At 60.5% G+C, this 17302-nt stretch carries 18 protein-coding genes; 11 read left to right on the top strand and 7 right to left on the bottom strand.

The window, feature by feature from the left end; all coding sequences use genetic code 11:
- Entirely contained in the window at nucleotides 1–1257 is a 1257-nt protein-coding gene (locus ACP90_RS05605; protein ID WP_062487228.1) for a glycerate kinase, read from the bottom strand.
- Nucleotides 1258–1447: 190 nt separating this feature from the next.
- Between ACP90_RS05605 and ACP90_RS05600 the strand changes: the two genes are divergently transcribed.
- On the top strand, nucleotides 1448–1837 hold the full coding sequence (locus tag ACP90_RS05600; RefSeq protein WP_208993464.1) for a DUF427 domain-containing protein: 390 nt from the start codon (nucleotides 1448–1450) through the stop codon (nucleotides 1835–1837).
- Nucleotides 1838–1903: 66 nt separating this feature from the next.
- Here ACP90_RS05600 and ACP90_RS05595 read toward each other — a convergent pair whose 3' ends face one another.
- The 5 genes from ACP90_RS05595 to ACP90_RS05575 form a co-directional block, all read right to left on the bottom strand.
- Nucleotides 1904–2275: a hypothetical protein gene (locus tag ACP90_RS05595; protein ID WP_062487224.1), complete on the bottom strand. Its 372-nt coding sequence runs from the start codon at nucleotides 2273–2275 to the stop codon at nucleotides 1904–1906.
- The gene (locus tag ACP90_RS05590; RefSeq protein WP_062487222.1) at nucleotides 2272–2661 is read right to left on the bottom strand and encodes a MaoC/PaaZ C-terminal domain-containing protein; all 390 of its coding nucleotides are present in this window, start codon (nucleotides 2659–2661) and stop codon (nucleotides 2272–2274) included. Before ACP90_RS05590 ends, ACP90_RS05595 begins: the two co-directional genes overlap by 4 nt.
- A gap of 3 nt (nucleotides 2662–2664) precedes the next feature.
- Nucleotides 2665–4206: an AMP-binding protein gene (locus tag ACP90_RS05585; RefSeq protein ID WP_062487221.1), complete on the bottom strand. Its 1542-nt coding sequence runs from the start codon at nucleotides 4204–4206 to the stop codon at nucleotides 2665–2667.
- 99 nt (nucleotides 4207–4305) lie between these two features.
- Nucleotides 4306–5079 (bottom strand): enoyl-CoA hydratase/isomerase family protein, encoded by a 774-nt coding sequence (locus ACP90_RS05580; protein WP_062487219.1) that lies wholly within the window; start codon nucleotides 5077–5079, stop codon nucleotides 4306–4308.
- A 10-nt stretch (nucleotides 5080–5089) separates the two neighbouring features.
- Nucleotides 5090–5716: a TetR/AcrR family transcriptional regulator gene (locus ACP90_RS05575; RefSeq protein WP_062487217.1), complete on the bottom strand. Its 627-nt coding sequence runs from the start codon at nucleotides 5714–5716 to the stop codon at nucleotides 5090–5092.
- A gap of 460 nt (nucleotides 5717–6176) precedes the next feature.
- On the opposite strand from ACP90_RS05575, the gene hemA reads away from it, so the two are divergent.
- The 10 genes from hemA to ACP90_RS05530 all read left to right on the top strand — a co-directional run bounded on the left by hemA (nucleotide 6177) and on the right by ACP90_RS05530 (nucleotide 16475).
- On the top strand, nucleotides 6177–7394 hold the full coding sequence (gene hemA, locus ACP90_RS05570) for a 5-aminolevulinate synthase (protein WP_062487215.1): 1218 nt from the start codon (nucleotides 6177–6179) through the stop codon (nucleotides 7392–7394).
- Between the two features lie 614 nt (nucleotides 7395–8008).
- Complete coding sequence (locus ACP90_RS05565) at nucleotides 8009–8743, top strand: DUF1194 domain-containing protein (RefSeq protein ID WP_062487213.1); 735 nt, start codon at nucleotides 8009–8011, stop codon at nucleotides 8741–8743.
- 149 nt (nucleotides 8744–8892) lie between these two features.
- Nucleotides 8893–10140 (top strand): cation:proton antiporter, encoded by a 1248-nt coding sequence (locus tag ACP90_RS05560; protein ID WP_062487211.1) that lies wholly within the window; start codon nucleotides 8893–8895, stop codon nucleotides 10138–10140.
- A 53-nt stretch (nucleotides 10141–10193) separates the two neighbouring features.
- Complete coding sequence (locus ACP90_RS05555) at nucleotides 10194–11804, top strand: glutamate synthase-related protein (RefSeq protein ID WP_062487209.1); 1611 nt, start codon at nucleotides 10194–10196, stop codon at nucleotides 11802–11804.
- Between the two features lie 30 nt (nucleotides 11805–11834).
- Complete coding sequence (locus tag ACP90_RS05550) at nucleotides 11835–13811, top strand: thiamine pyrophosphate-binding protein (RefSeq protein ID WP_062487208.1); 1977 nt, start codon at nucleotides 11835–11837, stop codon at nucleotides 13809–13811.
- A 214-nt stretch (nucleotides 13812–14025) separates the two neighbouring features.
- Nucleotides 14026–14247: a hypothetical protein gene (locus ACP90_RS05545; RefSeq protein WP_062487206.1), complete on the top strand. Its 222-nt coding sequence runs from the start codon at nucleotides 14026–14028 to the stop codon at nucleotides 14245–14247.
- Nucleotides 14244–14411, top strand: a complete 168-nt coding sequence (locus tag ACP90_RS28500) for a hypothetical protein (protein WP_167579551.1) — start codon at nucleotides 14244–14246, stop codon at nucleotides 14409–14411. Before ACP90_RS05545 ends, ACP90_RS28500 begins: the two co-directional genes overlap by 4 nt.
- Complete coding sequence (locus tag ACP90_RS05540) at nucleotides 14408–15475, top strand: Rieske 2Fe-2S domain-containing protein (protein WP_062487204.1); 1068 nt, start codon at nucleotides 14408–14410, stop codon at nucleotides 15473–15475. The genes ACP90_RS28500 and ACP90_RS05540 overlap by 4 nt, the downstream gene beginning before the upstream one ends.
- Complete coding sequence (locus tag ACP90_RS05535; protein ID WP_062487202.1) at nucleotides 15472–16233, top strand: hypothetical protein; 762 nt, start codon at nucleotides 15472–15474, stop codon at nucleotides 16231–16233. Before ACP90_RS05540 ends, ACP90_RS05535 begins: the two co-directional genes overlap by 4 nt.
- Nucleotides 16230–16475, top strand: a complete 246-nt coding sequence (locus ACP90_RS05530) for a hypothetical protein (RefSeq protein ID WP_062487200.1) — start codon at nucleotides 16230–16232, stop codon at nucleotides 16473–16475. Before ACP90_RS05535 ends, ACP90_RS05530 begins: the two co-directional genes overlap by 4 nt.
- Nucleotides 16476–16518: 43 nt before the next feature.
- Here the strand turns inward: ACP90_RS05530 and ACP90_RS05525 are convergent, their stop codons facing one another.
- The gene (locus ACP90_RS05525; protein ID WP_062491389.1) at nucleotides 16519–17301 is read right to left on the bottom strand and encodes an alpha/beta hydrolase; all 783 of its coding nucleotides are present in this window, start codon (nucleotides 17299–17301) and stop codon (nucleotides 16519–16521) included.
- Between the last annotated feature and the right edge of the window lies 1 nt (nucleotide 17302).

Raw genomic sequence — 17302 nt, 5'->3', positions numbered from 1 at the left:
CTATCCGATCCATATGGCACGGAAATCATTGACATTCGTCAGTGTCGGCCCGGTGACAACCTGATCTCCGATCGTGTCGAAAAAGCGGTGAGCGTCATTGGTAAGAAGTGCCTCTTCCACATCGGCACCCGCCTTGTCCGCCCTCGCCAGTGTATCCGGGCCAATGACAGCACCCGCTACCTCTGCTGCCCCGTCGACACCGTCCGTGTCGCAAGCAATCGCGTGGATACCTGGAGCCCCGCGCAAGGCAAAGGCAAGAGCCAGGGCGTATTCGGCGTTCGGTCCGCCAACGCCCTCGCCGCGTCGGGTCACCGTCAGCTCACCGCCGGACAGGAGCAGCAAGGGCCGGCTGCCGTCGGGGCGCTCGCTCTGGCGGCTGAGGGCAAGCTCTGCATGGGCACGCGCAACTTCCCGCGCTTCGCCTTCCAGGGCGTCACCCAGGATCTCGACATCACAGCCTTCTGCTTCGGCTAGGGTCCGGGCAGCTTCCAGCGACTGGGAGGGAGCTGCGAAGATGACATTCGAAACACGGCCGAGCTTTTCGTCATCGGGCTTCAACACACCGCTTCCGGCAGCGAGAACCTGTTGCACCGAAGCCGGCACTTCGATCTTCCACTGCTCCAGGATCGCCTTGGCATCGGCCGTCGTGCTGGTATCACCAACCGTCGGACCGGACCCGATTTCAGCAGGATTGTCACCGGGAACATCGGAGATGAGCAGAGCCAGCATCTTTGCAGGATAGGCAGCGGCTGCCAATTGCCCGCCCTTCACCCGGCTCAGATGTTTCCGCACGACATTCATCTGGCCGATTGGCGCACCGGAGGCCAGAAGCGCCTGGTTGACCGCCTGCTTTTCGGCCAGTGAGATTTCTCCGGCAGGCGCAATCAGCAAGGCCGAGGCACCACCGGACATGAGCGCCAGCACGTAGTCGTTCTCACCCAGGCCGGAAACAAGCTCGATCATGCGTTTGGTCGCGACAAAACCCATTTCGTCCGGAACCGGATGCGCGGCCTCCACGATCTCGATCCCTTCGCACGGCCTCGCGTAGCCATAGCGTGTGATCACCAGGCCCTCGCACGGCCCCCAGACCTTCTCGACCGCTTCCGCCATTCGGGCGGAGGCCTTGCCTGCGCCGATCACCACGACGCGGCCCGCTGGTTTCTCCGGCAGAAACGCACCAAGGCTCTGCATCGGGTCCGCCACTTCGACGGCCCGCAGGAACAGCCGTTTCAAAAAATCCTGAACGCTCTCGGCCATGGCACCACTTCTTCCTAAATTCATGTTCTCCTGTTTGAGCGCAGAACTGCAGGAATTATCAAGGCCGAAACGATGACCTTCAACCTGCGAACGCCCAAAACCCAGCGAAACCGTGTGCCCTGCAGCATAGAATTGTTTTGCGTTTCACCGTCACCATCCACACATGAGGGCCAATTCCACGGAGGACCTCATGACTGCGCAGACAATGCCCGCCTTCGATACGGCGATCCGCAACCCGGAAAGCCCCGACCACCTGATGGTGATTAAGGACGTGCCCCGGCGAATTCGCATCTATCAGGGCGCGGCCCTGCTGGCGGACAGCATCAATGCGGTTCGCGTTCTTGAAATCGGCAAGTCTTTTTATGACCCCGTGATCTACGTGCCGGAAGCCGATCTAAAGACCCGGTTCGGGTATGTCGACAAGTCTACCCATTGCCCCATCAAGGGCGACGCCAGCTACATTTCCCATGATGGCGAGGAGATCGGCTGGGTCTACAGATCGCCGGTGCCGATGGCGGAGAAACTTGCCGGGCACTACGCCTTCTGGCCATCCAAGGTCCGGATCATCGAGGGCGAATAGAAGGCCCTCGAATGCGCACCCGGTCAGCCTAACGCCGCGCGGCAGCCGAAAATCTGCAACAACGGCTCAGTCCTTGCCGACATCCTCGACATAGACAAGCGCCCGGCCCTGACAGATGCGGGTGCCGTCCTCGGCTTCACAGACCGTTTCCAGATCGACCAGGTGTTTTTCCGGTCGCAGGCGCGTGATGGTCACTGAGGCCGTCAGCGTCTCCCCAACCGGGGCAGGCGCCAGAAACTCCAGGCTCTGCTTCAGGTAGTTGGTTCCTCTCCCCGGCAGCTCGACGCCCAGCAGATAGGAAAAGAGCCCGCCGATCAGTGGCCCCGGAACAGATACCGGTACTTCCGTGCCGTTTCCGGCAAGCTGCGCGAAACCACGCATGTCGTCTTCTGTGTAGCTGCGTTTGACTTCCGCGCGCGCTCCGACTTTCAGGCTCATGTCCGCACCCTCAGTTTGCAGGAACCGGACAAGGTCACGGCCCCGTCCGCCGCACGGGCAACCTCGATCAGGATCAGGTCTGCATCGTCCTCGCTCGGCGTGAACGAAAACGCCAGTTCCTCATCCGCATAGGCCGGATTGGGAAACATCAAAGTCTGCACGGCATGGCTTCGCCCCGGATGGAGGGCCTTCAGATGCGCAAAGACCCGCGTATAAAGCAGCATTCCGTGGGAGACGGTCCTGCCGAACCGTGTGCGAGCCGAAAATTCGGGATCGACGTGGATCGGGTTGTCATCACCGGACAGATCGGCAAAGGCATCGAAATCCTCCTGACGGGGGATCCAGCTAAACGTTGCGCTGTGCTGCGCGTCAGCGGTCAGGCTCATCGGTTATGCTTTCTCCAGGGAATTGTCGGCAAGGAAGTCGTCTTTCAGAATGTTCTTGCGCACCTTGCCCGCCGCGGTGCGCGGCAGGTCGTCAACGACGGTAAAGCTTTTCGGCACCTTGTAGGGCGCCAGCTGCTTGCGGCACCAGTCGGCCAACGTCGTCGTGTCGAGGTCTTCACCGGGACGCACAATCAGGAAGGCTGCACCGACCTCGCCCCACTTAGCATCAGGCACGCCAATCACCACGGCCTCCAGAACGGCCGGATGACCAACCAGAACCTTCTCGACTTCGGCCGGATAGACGTTCTCACCACCGGAGATGTACATGTCCTTGATCCGGTCGACGATGTAGTAGTAGCCGTCCTCGTCGCGGCGCCCGATGTCACCGGATTTCAGCCAGCCGTCGACCGTGAAGGTGGCAACCGTCGCTTTCTTGTTGTCCATGTAGCCCGGCGTGATGTTCGGCCCACGAAACTGGACTTCTCCTTCCCCCGGCCCTTCGACGATACCGCCATCGCCGTCGACCAGGCGAACATCCGTCAGGATCTGCGGTTTTCCGACTGAACCGATCTTGGCGGGCGCATGGCCCTTGTCCATCAGGAACACGGTTGGCCCGGTCTCGGTCATACCCATGCCGTTGCAGATGGTGACGCCCCGCTCCTGAAACTCCGACAACAGGTGTTTCGGCACCGGCGCACCGCCACAGCCGAGCGACCGGACCTTCGAAAAATTCGTTTTGCCGATCCTGGGTGACAGCGCCAGCGCCTGATAGATCGCCGGAACACCGAAGAAGCAGGTGACGTTTCCGGCGGAAACGAGATCAAGCACGGTCTCCGGGTCGAATTTGCGCAAGACAGTCGACATGCCGCCGTTCAGGAAGATCGGCAGCGTCGGCAGGTTGATCCCCGCCGTATGGAAGAGCGGCAGGAAATTGACGCCCTTTTCGCCGATTGAAAGACCCGTTGCCTGGCAGTAGTTGATCATGTTGGCATAGGCCATGCCCGCTGTCTGGATGACCGCCTTGGGCAGGCCCGTCGTTCCGGAAGTGTAAAGCAGATACCAGGGGGCCGAGGCCTTGACCTTGCCGCATCCGATCGCTGCAGGACTTGCCCCCGTCAGAAGACGATCAAGAGCGCTGCCACCCCGACCCTCGGCGCCCAGAGGCAGAAGCGACAGGCCGGTTTCGGCGGCAAGTTCTTCGGCAATCTCGACAAACGCAAGATCATGAAACAGCAGCTTCGCACCGGAGGTCGCCAATATGGGCTGCAGCTCGGCAACCGGCTGTCGCCAGTTGAGAGGCACAAGCAAAATGCCGGTTTTCTGAGCCGCAAACAGCAGCACGAAGAAATCCGGGTGGTTATGGCAGAGCACCGCCATGCGGTCGCCCTTGGCAAGACCGCGACCGAGCAGAAGGTTGCCCAATCGGGTGGCGCGCTCGTTGATCTCGCAGAAACTGAAAGATCTGCCGCTTTCATGATCGACAAAGGCTGTCGCCCCGGGCGTGAGCTCCGCCCGTTTTGCGGCCATGTCGGTTAAATATTCCATGCGTCCTCCCAACACCTGGCGGGGCCTCGAGCCAGCACCCTGCAAGTCGAGATGATCCGGCTTGCAGTCGCCATCCGGGTCCTTCGGACGGGCTTCTCCTCAGGCCCGCTTCCTGGTGAATTCCTTCATGCCGTCGAGCGTGCTTTGACGGCTCACCAGATCCAGGAATCTGGCCTTTTCCTGGTCGAGACGGTCTCGTACCATCGCGCATCTGCGCGCATCCCAAACACTCTGCCGTGTTGTGCGGTGGGTCTTCGCGAAGCCTTTGCCGAGATCCACGACCCAGCCGTCAACTGTTGCGACAAGCTCAGCCCCCGGCACCTGACAGACGGCAAGTCCCAGTTCCACGGCCTCCGAAGCACTGATGCGCGTGTTGCGATACTGGATCGCAAGTGCCTTCGAAGTGCCGATGCGGTCCGGCAGCAAGGCTGTCCAGCCGCCATCCGGCCCGAAACCCACCTGGTTGTAGTAGGGCTGGACAAAGGCCGTCCCGGACATGGCGACCATGTCTGCCGCCAGCATCAAGCCAACAGAACCACCCGTCACCGGCCCATTGACCGCCGCCAGCACCGGCGCCGGAAAGGACAGCAGGTCGAGGATCGTTTCGTGCAGGCTGCCGACAAGCTCGTCCGAGTAGGCTCTGAGTGTAGCTTGCGATCCGGCATGGTCCAAAAACCCGCCAATATCGCCACCGGTCGAAAAGCTGGATCCGCGGCCCGACAGAACCAGCGCCAACGGTTCGGCCATCGCCGCTTCGGCAATGGCGCTCCGCAGTTCGGAAACGAGGGCGGGAACCAGGGCATTGTGCCGGTCCGGCCGGTTCAACCATATCCAGATCGCGCCGCCGCGTGTTTCTGTCTCTACGAGGCCCATGACATGCGCCTCAGGGTTTGATGCCGTTGGCAATCAGGTCGTAGGCACTGGCAACCAGTTCGGAAATGGGTTTTTCCGACTTGAACACGACCAGCTGCTCGCCAAGGGCTCGGGCAATGCCCATGAGGGCCCAGGCACGGGTTTCCGTGTCCCCCTTGGAGATCTGGCCGGCGGCCTCGGCGGCAACCAGTCCAGACCGGTAACCGGCGGCGAATGTCTTGTAATATTCCTCATAGGCGGCAGGATCGACGAACAGTGCTTCCTGAACGATCCGGTAGAGGTCCGGATGGGCCTGGACGAATTCCAGGAAGGCCCGCAGGCCGGCCTCTTCCGCTTCCAGCCGGTTGCCGATGCCCTGCGTTGCCTCGGCGATCGTGTGCCGGACCAGCCGCCCCATTTCCAGGACGAGCTCCGAGAACACCTGCTCCTTGGTGGTGAAGTAGATATAGAAAGTGCCTTGGGCGACACCTGCCTCACTGGTAATGTGGCCGATGGAGGCGTCGTTGTAGCCCTTCTCGCCGATCACCCTTTCGGCAGCGGTCAGGATTGCCTTTCGGGTGGCTTCACCGCGCGCCGTTTTGGGCTGGTTGCCTGCAGCCTTTTGCGGCGCGTCTGCTTCTACGGCTGGTTTGCGCACCTGCTGTTTCCTCCCAATTCATGAAACATGAATCAGTATTCATGTTTGAGGGTTGAAAGCAAGAAACTTCTTCAAACCGGACCGAAGAATGCGGCAATTTGGCCCCATGCACATTCCGATGCCGTACCCATGTTTGCCGTAACCGCGAAAACTTTCCGGCAATCACCTTGGGATATCCTTCTGTTTCACCGGGTATTGCGCTCTTTTTCCGACAAGGGAACAAGGCCGGTTTTCCTTGGCAAACCACGGCAACGGACACTATGGCGATTGGACGCAGCCGGGGTTTTTGACCTTGATCAAGGCCAAAACTTTGATAAGCAGTTTTGAATGGCTATAAGTTAGCTGCTAGTCTGGAATCGGACGGAAAGGTTCCAGGCAGCAAATTGGCCGCGCGGGACGCGAGTTGCGCGGGCAGGAGAGAGGCGCTGGCAAAGGTGCCCGCGATGAGAGGATCCTGAGAATGGACGTGAACGCGTATCTGGAAGAACGCCTGGGCAAACTGCATGACAACGGCAATTACCGTGTGTTTGCAGATCTGGAACGCCAGGCAGGTGCTTTTCCGCGCGCAACCCGTTACCGCGAAGATGGTTCCGTTCAGGACGTGACCGTCTGGTGCTCCAACGACTATCTCGGCATGGGCCAGAACGAAAAGGTCGTGTCCGCGATGCAGGACGTGATCTCCAAATGCGGCGCAGGCGCTGGCGGAACGCGCAACATTTCCGGCACCAACCACTACCATGTTCTTCTGGAGAACGAGCTGGCCGACCTTCACGGCAAGGAAGCTGCTCTGATCTTCACGTCCGGTTATGTTTCCAACTGGGCAGCGCTGGGTACGCTCGCCTCCCAGGTTCCGGGCATGATCGTATATTCGGACTCGCTCAATCACGCTTCTATGATTGAAGGCATCCGCCACGCCCGCTGCGAAAAGCGCATCTTCAAGCACAACGACTATGAAGACCTGGAACGCCAGATGGCGGCGGACGATCCGAACGCGCCGAAACTGGTCGCATTCGAAAGCGTCTATTCCATGGATGGCGACATCGCGCCGATCAAGGAAATCTGCGACGTTGCCGACAAGTTCGGTGCACTGACCTACCTCGACGAAGTGCATGCCGTCGGCATGTACGGCCCGCGCGGTGGCGGCGTTGCCGAACGCGAAGGCCTGATGGATCGTCTAACCATTATCGAAGGCACGCTCGGCAAGGCCTTCGGCGTGATGGGCGGTTACATCACCGGTTCGAAGACGGTTGTCGACTTTATCCGCTCCTTCGCCTCCGGCTTCATCTTCACCACCGCCCTGCCGCCGGCACTGGCAGCGGGCGCAGCCGTCTCCATCCGTCACCTGAAGGACAGCCCGTTCGAGCGCAAGGCGCACAAGGACCGGGTCGCCCAGGTACGCGCCGCTCTCGACAAGCGCGGCATCCCGCACATGGAAAACCCGAGCCACATCGTTCCGGTGATGGTGGGTGATGCCAAGAAGTGCAAATGGATCTCCGACATCCTTCTGGATACCTACGGCATCTACGTTCAGCCGATCAACTATCCTACGGTTCCGGTCGGCACGGAGCGCCTGCGCTTCACTCCGACACCGCTGCACACGGCCGAAGACATCGAACACCTCGCCAACGCGATCAACGACCTGTGGTCGCAATGCGCACTGGCCCGCGCTGTCGCGTAAGGTCAGAACTAAAACAGATCAGACAAAACCCGCTTTCCGATGGAAGGCGGGTTTTTTTGTTTCTTTATTTCCAACCGTCGTCATCCCATGGCTTGACCATGGGATCCAAGCCGTTGCACCTCCCTCCAAAGTGAGTGAACGAGGAAACGAATTGGCCTGGATTGCAGGGGCAAGCGCATCAGAGCAAAGCGCGTTTCAAGTTTATTCCGGTCAAGCGGGACACGCCCTGGTGTTCGTTTCAGGCTTTGAAGACCTGGCGTTCTCTTTCAAGACATTCAGAAACCGAGCTTGAAACACATCCGAACCTCCATGATTTGTCGTCCCGGTTTGTTGCGTCAGCAGCAAGACCGGGATCCAGTACGCCGTGTCGTATGAGACGAAAAATGCAAACTCTGTGGGTTACTGGATCCCTGCCTGCGCAGGGATGACAAGTTGCCAGTGCTTGAGTGCAAATATTCTGTGGCGAGCGCTTCCCCGGATACGAGTGGGGCAAGCCGCATAATGACATGTGCAAACAACGACAAGCTTCGCGACACGACCATCATCCACCCTGCCATTTTCCCGACCCCGCCCTAGCTACTCTCAGATGCCTTTGCCATGGGGAGACGGTTGTGATGCGGATAATCCTTGCTGTTGTTGTCTGGTGCCTTTTTCTGATCCCCCCAGCCGTTTCCGAAGAACTCGACCTGGAACTGGTGCTCCTGGCCGATGCGACCGGGTCCATCGATGACGAGGAAATCCGCTTCCAACGCAAGGGCTATGCCGACGCGATCACGGATCCGTCAGTGCTGAATGCCATCGCCAGCAACATCTACGGCAAGATCGTCGTCACCTATGTCGAATGGGCGGACATCCACTCCCAGGATGTTGTCGTGGACTGGACAGTCATCGACGGACCGGAGAGCGCCCAGCATTTTGCAACGGAACTGATGGCAGCCCCGCGCCGCGCCTATGGTCGCAACGCCATTGGCGCAGCGCTTCTGAAAGGCAAGGAGCTGATCGACGACAATGCCTTTGCGGGCTTGCGCAGGGTGATCGACCTGTCTGCCGACAGCGCCAACAACTGGAACGGCCCGACCATACCCGAAGCCCGGAATATCGTGGTTTCCTCCGGTATTGTCATCAACGGCCTGGCGGTTCTGTGCCGGCATTGTTCCGGCCGGCCGATTGCCTACGATCTGGAAAAGCGGTTCTACGAGAGTATCATCGGCGGTCCGGCCGCCTTTGTGGTGACTGCCGACAGTCCAGCGACATTTGCCGAAGCAGTGCGCAAGAAACTGATCCTTGAAATCGCCGCCAAACCCGCCGATGCGCAGCGCATCCTGAAGCAATTGGCGGCCTTGCAGTAATCCTCACACGGGCCTTTGACCCGCCCTTTCCAAACGCATTTTCGCCATTGGCAAATCACGGCTGTCGCACAACCGCGTCATCGCATTATGATTTGAGACGGCAGCTCGCGCTGTCCTAACGTCACAGCGTTCGAGGGGGATACCGTTTCATGACAACCGGCCTGTTGCTTCTGGCGCTGTTTACGGTCTGCTACACGCTGCTGGCCAGGACATTGTCGAAGGGCGTCCTGACAGCGCCGATCCTCTTCATCGGCTTCGGTTACCTGATGGCCCAGACCGGGCTGATGCCCGGAACCGATGCTGAACGCCTTCTGCATATCGTTGCCGAAATGGCTCTCATCGTCCTTTTGTTCCTGGACGCTGCCCAGATCAATCTTCAGGCCCTGCGCCAGCGCCACCAATGGCCCCTGCGCATGCTCGCCCTTGGCCTGCCACTTGCCATCATTATCGGAACCATGGCGGCCATACCGTTTTTGAGCGGCGAACCGCTCATCGTCGCCGCTCTTGCTGCCGCGCTGCTCGCGCCGACCGATGCTGCTCTCGGCCAGGCTGTCGTCACCAACAAGGCGGTGCCGGAGCGGGTGCGCCGGGCGCTGACGCTGGAAAGCGGCCTCAACGACGGACTGGCCCTGCCAGCCATCTTGCTGTTCGCGAGCCTTGCCGGGGAAATGATGCAGCCGGGCGCGACAGACTGGCTGATGTTCGGCGCCAAGCAACTGATCCTTGGTCCCCTGGCGGGCGCGGCTATCGGTGCTGCGGGCGGGGTGCTGTTTCTGGCTGCGAAACGCCGGGGCATGACCACCGATACCATCGAAGGCATCGGCGCCATTGCCATGGCTTGCGGCGCTTATCTGGCCGCCGGCGAAATCGGCGGCAACGGCTTCATATCAGCGTTTGTCGCAGGGCTCTTCTTCGGCAACGTCATCAAGGGGCAATGCGCCTTCATCTACGAATTCACCGAAAGCGAAGGCCAGATGCTTTCCTGGGGTGCCTTTTTCCTGATCGGTCTTGCCCTGTTGCCCGATGCCATCGCTCACCTTGATGCCGCCAGCCTTGCGCTCATTCTGGTGAGCCTGTTCGTGGTGCGGCCACTGGCGGTCTGGCTGTCGCTTGCCGGCACGGATGCCGCCCCGCTGACCAAGCTCTTTTTCGGCTGGTTCGGCCCGCGCGGACTGGCAACAGCCCTCTTCGCGCTGCTCGTCGTTGACCAGATTGATCACGCAATCGGCGAACAGCTCCTGAATCTGGCCGTTAACGCGGTCTGGATCAGCGCTGTCCTGCATGGTGTCACAGCCGTGCCTTTTGCCAAATGGTACGCTGCTCACATGTCCGGCAAGGACGGGGCAGCGGAACTCAAGGCCATGCCGCCCATGCGGCCGGAAGTGCCTGCCGACTGAATTTCGACCAACCCAATAGCCAGGGCGCATATCGCCAGTAGCCGGGGGAAGACATGACAAAACAGGTTGTTGCCAAACTCAGCGAATTGCCGGACAGAAAACCGACCTATGCCCTCGTCGCCGATGTTGACCTTGTGGTTGTTCGCTTCGACGACGACATCTCCGTCTTCTACGGTCGCTGCCTGCATCGCGGCGCGCTCATGTCCGATGGCTATGTTAGCGGCAACAACCTCATCTGCGGTGTTCATTACTGGGATTACCGGCTCGACAGCGGCGTCTCCGAATACAACAACTCCGAGGCCTTGCCGAAATTCAAGAGTTGGGTGGAAGGCGACGATATCCTGGTCGGCGAGGACGAGGTCGCCGCCTGGGCTCGGGAGCATCCGCAGCCGTTCAACCGCAACAGCTACCTCGGCCTTTATGCCGACACCAGCCACGGCACAGAGGAAGAACCTTACAACGGCCTGATCCAGCAATACGCCCGCGACGGTCTTAAAAAGACAGGTCATCATGGCCGCGTCGACGCCATGGGCGTGCCGCGCAACCAGTTGCCCGACTGGGACGATATCCAGATCCTGACGGCCCAACTGCAGAAATTCCCGCTTCTGGAGGACGAACCAGTCGGCACCGACGTTGTTGTCGGGCCGAACGCGCAGAAACCGCTGAAACTGAAGATCCCGTTGCTGGTCTCCGACATGAGCTTTGGCGCCCTGTCGGAGCCGGCGAAGATTGCCCTTGCCAGAGGCGCAGACCTTGCCGGAACCGGCATCTGCTCCGGCGAAGGCGGCATGCTGCCGGAAGAACAACAGGCCAATTCAAGGTATTTCTATGAACTCGCCTCGGCCCGTTTCGGTTTTGCGTGGGACAAGCTCGACAAGGTTCAGGCGTTTCACTTCAAGGGCGGTCAGGGGGCCAAGACCGGCACGGGTGGGCACCTGCCGGGAGCCAAGGTCAAGGGCAAGATTGCCGAGGTCCGCGGCTTGAAGGAAGGCGAAGACGCGATCTCGCCGCCCCGCTTTCCGGACTGGACAGATCGATCCCAGATAAAGGATTTCGCCGACGAGGTCCGTACCCGCACCGGCGGCATCCCGATCGGTTACAAGCTGTCGGCCCAGCACGTCGAAAAGGATATCGACGCGGCGTTGGAGCTGGGTGTCGACTACATTATCCTTGATGGCCGTGGCGGCGGCACCGGGGCAGCACCGATCATCTTCCGCGACAACATCTCCGTTCCGACCATTCCCGCGCTTGCCCGCGCCCGGAGGCACCTCGACACGTCGGAACGGCCGGACATCACGTTGATCATCACAGGCGGCCTGCGCAAACCGGCAGATTTCATCAAGGCTCTGGCCCTTGGCGCCGATGCCGTGGCGCTTTCCAATTCGGCCATGCAGGCCATCGGCTGCATCGCCATGCGGGCCTGCCACACCAACAATTGCCCGGTCGGGATCGCCACCCAGAAACCGCATCTGGTCAATCGGCTGGAAATCGAGAAATCCGCCCGCCAGCTGACCAACTTCTTCGAAGCATCGGTTGAACTGATGCAGGTGATGGCAAGGGCCTGCGGTCATTCGCACCTGAACCAGTTCACCTTGGAAGACCTGACGACCTGGAAACGGGAAATGGCCGAGCTATCCGGCGTTGCCTATGGCGGCATCGCGTAATCGATCGCGACGTTTAAGGGAGGAAGACCAATGGACGCTCAGGATCTCGACTGGATCAAGGTTGGGCACGTCAACGACCTGCCCGAAGGCCGGGTGAAAACGGTCACGGCGCGCACAACCTCGATCTGCCTGTCGCACTTCGAAGGCCAGTGGGCGGCGATGGACAATCATTGCCCGCATCAGCGCGGCCCACTCGGGGAAGGCTCCATCGAAAAGGGATCGGACGGAAAATGCTGGATTCGCTGCCCCTGGCACGGCTGGGACTTCGATCCGCTGACGGGCACTCCTCCCGGTGGTCACGAGGACAGTGGCCAGAAGCTCTATCCCCTCAGAATCAACGGCGACGAGATCTTCATCGGCCTGGAACCGGAGCCGCCCCATGAACGCACCGTGACCGACGTCATGGCCGAAACCATGGTCAACTGGGGCGTCAAGCGTGTCTTCGGCATGGTCGGCCACTCCAACCTCGGCCTTGCCGATGCGATACGCCGTCAGGTCGACAAGGGCACCTTGGGTTATATTGGCATACGCCACGAGGGTGCCGCCGCCTTCGCCGCATCCGCCTATGGCAAGCTGACAGGCAAACCGGCAGCCTGCCTCACCATTGCCGGCCCCGGCGCAACCAACCTTCTGACCGGCCTCTGGGACGCCAAGGTCGACCGGTCACCGGTTCTGGCCCTCACCGGCCAGGTTCAGACCCAGGTGTTCGGCCCAGGGGCCTTTCAGGACATTGATCTCAAATCCGCGTTCGAAGCCGTCTCGAAGTTTTCCCAGCCGGTGCTCAGCACCTCCAACCATGCCGAGCTGATGTCGCTGGCCTTGAAAACCGCGCTGGTGGAACGGGATGTCGCCAATCTCATTTTCCCCGACGACGTCCAGACCAACCCGAGCAGCAGGGAGGCAGGCAAACCCGAAGGCCGCCTCGGTGGAACCGGCATCACGCCCTCCGGCGAGGACCTCGCAAAGGCCGTTGAGATGATCAACGCAGCGAAACGCCCGGTCATTGTGCTTGGCTACGGCGCCAAGGATGTTCGCGACAAGGTCGTCGCGCTTGCCGAAAAGCTCGGCGCACCGGTCCTGACCACTTTCAAGGGCAAGGGCCTGATCCCGGACACCCACCCGCTGGCGGCCGGTGTTCTTGGCCGCTCCGGGACCCCGATTGCGAGCTGGTTCATGAACGAGGCGGATCTGATCGTCTCGCTCGGGTCTTCCTTTGCCAACCACACAGGCATCGCCCCCTACAAGACCATCATCCAGGTGGATTTCGAACGCATGCAGCTCGGCAAGTTCCATCCCGTGACCCTGCCTGTCTGGGGCGAGATCGGCACCTTCTGCGAAGCCATTGTCGATCAGGTGCTGAAACCGGCAGATGCCCCCGACCAGGCGGGAGAACTGGTGGAACGCTGGACAATCTGGCGTGCGGAAAAGGACCTTCGTCTCTCCGAGGACGGCGGCAGGGGCATTCACTCGGCGGCCGTTTTCAAGGCTTTGAGCGATCTGTGCCCACCAGACGCGATCATCCCGGTCGACGTCGGCAACAACACCTATTCCTTCGGTCGGTATTTTGAGCCTTGCGGACAGCGCATCCTGATGTCCGGCTATCTCGGCTCCATCGGCTTCAGCCTGCCGGCAGCCCTCGGCGCCTGGAGCGCGACCCAGGACTTCGAGGAATTCCGGGGCCGCAAGGTGATCTCGATTTCGGGTGACGGAGGTTTTGGTCAATACGCCATGGAGTTCACCACGGCCGTCAAATACGGAATGGATATAACCCATATCCTTTTGAACAATTCCGAGCTCGGCAAGATCTCCAAGGAGCAGCGCTCGGGCGAATGGCCGGTCTGGGAAACGAACCTAACCAACCCTTCCTTCGCCGCTTTCGCGCGCCTGTGCGGTGGTCACGGCCACCGGGTGACCGACCCCGCCGAGCTGAAAGACGCCATCGCCGATGCCATCGCCCATAACGGTCCATCACTGGTGGAGATCATTACCGATGCGGATCTGGTTTGATGGAAACCGTGACAAGGTCTCAATCGCTCCTTTTACGCTGCAAGGCCACTCGAGCATCACCTCCTCCTCCGTCATTGCAGGGTCGAGCCCTGCAATGACGGGATGAGAAGAGAAGAGAGGCCAACTCGGACCGGAAGAATTGAAGAGCCCGTTGGCAATGCTTCGTAATGAGCTAAGCTGACACCAATCACATCCAGACCTGGCGGGGGTCCACTTGCAAACAGCAGCCATTCTGATCGACATCGGAAAATACTATCTCATGGCCGGCGGGCTGGTCGCGGCACTCTTTCTTGTCATCGGCATCGACCGCGTGGAACCATCCGCACGCGGGTCTCACGTCTTCCGGCCCTTGCTCATTCCCGGCATCTGCCTGATCTGGCCGCTGGTGCTCTATCGCTGGTACGTGCTTGAAAAGCATGGGGAGGCTGGCCGGTGAAACGTGCACACCGCAAAGCCCATGCCCGTATCTGGACTGTCCTCGGCCTGCTCCTGCCGCTGGTCTTCTTCACCATCCTGGCGATGCGCCAGTCGCCCCCCGCAGACAGACCGGCTGTGCTGATTGAAGCCCCGGTGGAAAGCTCCGGGGAGGCAAGCCAATGAGCGTGCAATACACACCGGTGATCTGGAACCGCAACAAGATGGTCTATGATGCCATCCTGCTGATTGCCGTTGCGCTTTATATTTACATCTTCATTCGTGTCGGGCCGTTCCATGAGGATGTCACCCGGCCAATTGACGGTGCCATCCTGAGGATGCGTGCCTTCGGCAGTTGTGCCTTCCTGATGCTGACGGTGATCCTGTGCATCGGGCCGCTGGCACGGCTCGACCGGCGCTTTTTGCCATTGCTATACAATCGCCGCCATTTCGGTGTGATGACCGCCGGTATTGCCGCTGTCCACGCCAACTATGTGCTTGGCTGGTATTTCAACTTCTCACCGACAGACAGCTATGTCGCGTTACTGTCGTCCAACACAAGCTACGGGCAGGTGATCGGCTTTCCCTTCGAGGCTTTCGGTATCGCCGCTCTCCTGATCCTGTTCGTACTGGCTGCCACCAGTCATGATTTCTGGCTCAGCTTTCTGGGAGCGCCGATCTGGAAGGCGCTGCACATGTTCATCTATGCCGCCTACGCCTTCGTGGTGTTGCATGTCGCGCTCGGCGCGCTGCAAGGCCCGTCCGATCCCATCTTCACCGGCATGGTTGCGGCAAGCGTTGTCATGGTCTGCGGTCTTCACTTTGCAAGCGGGCGCCTGGAGGCCAATCGGGAAAAGGGCGATGCCACGGCAAAGGCTTCCCTAGAGGAAGCCGGCTGGGTCGTCGCCGGTGAGGTGGACGAAATCGACGACAAATGCGCCAAGGTCGTGACCCTGAGCGAAGAGGAGCGTGTCGCAATCTTCAAGTATGACGGCAAGCTGTCGGCTGTCACCAATGTCTGCGCCCACCAGAACGGCCCGCTTGGCGAAGGCAAGGTGCTGTGGGGCTGCATCACCTGCCCCTGGCACGGGTATCAGTACAATCTGGCCGACGGCCGAGCACCCGCGCCCTTCACCGAGAAGATCGCCACCTACAAGCTGAAGCTGGTCGGCTCCACCGTTCTTCTCGATCCCAAAGCCCTGCCACCCGGCACCTATGTCGAGCCGGTGGTGATCGGAGGTGCGCCATGAGCTGGAAACAAACCAAGGCGGCTCCGTTTTTCGTCGGCTATCTCAACAAGGTGCCGAAGCCACTGGTGGCCTTTCTCGGGGTCTTCTCCCTGTGTTTTGTCGCGGGACTGGGCCTTGCAGCCTTCGCCCTGTCCACCACCCAGAACGATCCGGGCAGCGGCACGTTTCAGTGGGGCAACAGGTTCGAGCAAACAGGCCTGCTCGAACTCCGGCCCTATCCGGTGTTCCGCATTCCGGCTGATGGCGACACCCCTGCCCGCACCTACATGCTTGCAGGCCAGGGCAAACGCGGTGTCTTTGAACAGGCCGAAGCCAATCGCGAGATGCCGGTGACCTTGCGTGGAGTGCCGGTCAACCGCGGCGATTTGACAATGATCCAGGTGGGACAGGTAGAACCTGCAACGGAGGATACACCCGGCTTCACCCCATCCGAACCCGTCTCGCTCGGCCGCTGGAAACTGACCGGTGAAATCTGCGACGGCAAGTGCTATGCGGGCGCCATGCGCCCGGGCCGGGGCCTTGCGCACAAGGCCTGCGCGGACCTCTGCCTCACCGGCGGCATTCCCCCGGTCTTCGTCTCGTCCGGACCGGTCGAGGGGCGCAATTTCTTTCTCCTGGCAGGCAAGGACGGCCAGCTTCTTGGCGAGGCCATCGATCCGCTGCTGGCGCTTTACATCGAGGTCGAAGGCGAGGTCGAACAGCTGGACGACCTGATGGTGTTCAAAGCAGACCTTCTGACCGCCAGGGTGCTGAAATGAGCGACCAGCCGCAAAAGCCGCTCTGGCAGACCATCGTGATCTCGCTGGTGATGACGGCACTCCTCGCCGGGATCGCCTGGGCTGTGTGGACCTACGCCAACAGCAGCGTCCAGAATTTTGCCCCCGGCACGTTGCTGCGCGACCTCCGTTTCTTCGTCGGCCTGCTCGCCGTGTTCCTGGTTTTGAGCATCCTGGACCGGATCATTGAATTCGTGAAGGCGAAGCTGGGCGGCGGACACTAAGGAAACGGTCAGGATGGCCGTCCCAAAAAGCCAAGTTTGCGCCTCAGCCCTTCACCAGGTTCCGCAGCAGGCTGTTGAACTTGTCCGGCTCTTCCATGTGCGGCGCGTGGCCTGATGCTTCAAAACCATGGAAATGGAAATCCGGAACATTGTCCGCGTGCCAGCGATGGACACCCGGGCCGTAAAGCTGGCTGCGCAGACCCGCTACCAGATGAAACGGCACGGGAAAGGCTTTCAAAAGCGGGCGGAAATCCTGCGCGGTCAGTGAGGACCACATCGGCTTCAATAGACCGGGATCGGCTGCGGCAATCTCTTTTCGGGCTAGCTCCGCAACGCACTCCGGCACGGGCAGGCCTTCGGCGAACAATCGTCTCGCGATCCGGGCCGGCAGTTTGGCCCAATCCGCCACAATGGCATTCAGGAAATGGCCGTTGAGTTCAGCATTGAGGCCGTTCAGCGTTCCGTTCTGCCAGTCGGGGTCGTTCAGAACCTTCGGCGTCATGTCAATGGCAACGAACTGCGAGATCCTGTCGGCGCCGTGCCGCTCGATCATTGCATAGGAAACCAGCGCACCCATCGACCAACCGCAGAGGATTACTTCAGTTAGTTCGCGCTCGGCCAACGCCGCGTGAACCGCATCGGCTGCTGCCTCTATGGTCAATGGCAACCGGCCCGCTGTTTTGCCGTGGCCCGGCAGATCCGGAACAATGCAACGGGCGTCAGTTTTCAGAGCCCCGATCTGGCCTTCGAAGAACCGGCCCGGACAGGACCAGCCGTGGATCAGCACCAGCGGTCTGCCCGTTCCCTCGTCGCGGATATGCAACATA

The organism is Labrenzia sp. CP4, assembly GCF_001579905.1.
In the GTDB taxonomy this organism is placed as follows: Bacteria; Pseudomonadota; Alphaproteobacteria; order Rhizobiales; family Stappiaceae; genus Roseibium; species Roseibium algicola.
This window is presented reverse-complemented; position numbering and strand designations above follow the sequence as displayed.

Bases quoted from the DNA above. Each gene is read 5' to 3' on its own strand.
- ACP90_RS05605 (WP_062487228.1), bottom strand. From the start codon at position 1,257: ATGGCCGAGAGCGTTCAGGATTTTTTGAAACGGCTGTTCCTGCGGGCC.
- ACP90_RS05600 (WP_208993464.1), top strand. From the start codon at position 1,448: ATGACTGCGCAGACAATGCCCGCCTTCGATACGGCGATCCGCAACCCG.
- ACP90_RS05595 (WP_062487224.1), bottom strand. From the start codon at position 2,275: ATGAGCCTGAAAGTCGGAGCGCGCGCGGAAGTCAAACGCAGCTACACA.
- ACP90_RS05590 (WP_062487222.1), bottom strand. From the start codon at position 2,661: ATGAGCCTGACCGCTGACGCGCAGCACAGCGCAACGTTTAGCTGGATC.
- ACP90_RS05585 (WP_062487221.1), bottom strand. From the start codon at position 4,206: ATGGAATATTTAACCGACATGGCCGCAAAACGGGCGGAGCTCACGCCC.
- ACP90_RS05580 (WP_062487219.1), bottom strand. From the start codon at position 5,079: ATGGGCCTCGTAGAGACAGAAACACGCGGCGGCGCGATCTGGATATGG.
- hemA (WP_062487215.1), top strand. From the start codon at position 6,177: ATGGACGTGAACGCGTATCTGGAAGAACGCCTGGGCAAACTGCATGAC.
- ACP90_RS05565 (WP_062487213.1), top strand. From the start codon at position 8,009: ATGCGGATAATCCTTGCTGTTGTTGTCTGGTGCCTTTTTCTGATCCCC.
- ACP90_RS05560 (WP_062487211.1), top strand. From the start codon at position 8,893: ATGACAACCGGCCTGTTGCTTCTGGCGCTGTTTACGGTCTGCTACACG.
- ACP90_RS05555 (WP_062487209.1), top strand. From the start codon at position 10,194: ATGACAAAACAGGTTGTTGCCAAACTCAGCGAATTGCCGGACAGAAAA.
- ACP90_RS05550 (WP_062487208.1), top strand. From the start codon at position 11,835: ATGGACGCTCAGGATCTCGACTGGATCAAGGTTGGGCACGTCAACGAC.
- ACP90_RS05540 (WP_062487204.1), top strand. From the start codon at position 14,408: ATGAGCGTGCAATACACACCGGTGATCTGGAACCGCAACAAGATGGTC.
- ACP90_RS05535 (WP_062487202.1), top strand. From the start codon at position 15,472: ATGAGCTGGAAACAAACCAAGGCGGCTCCGTTTTTCGTCGGCTATCTC.
- ACP90_RS05530 (WP_062487200.1), top strand. From the start codon at position 16,230: ATGAGCGACCAGCCGCAAAAGCCGCTCTGGCAGACCATCGTGATCTCG.
- ACP90_RS05525 (WP_062491389.1), bottom strand. From the start codon at position 17,301: ATGTTGCATATCCGCGACGAGGGAACGGGCAGACCGCTGGTGCTGATC.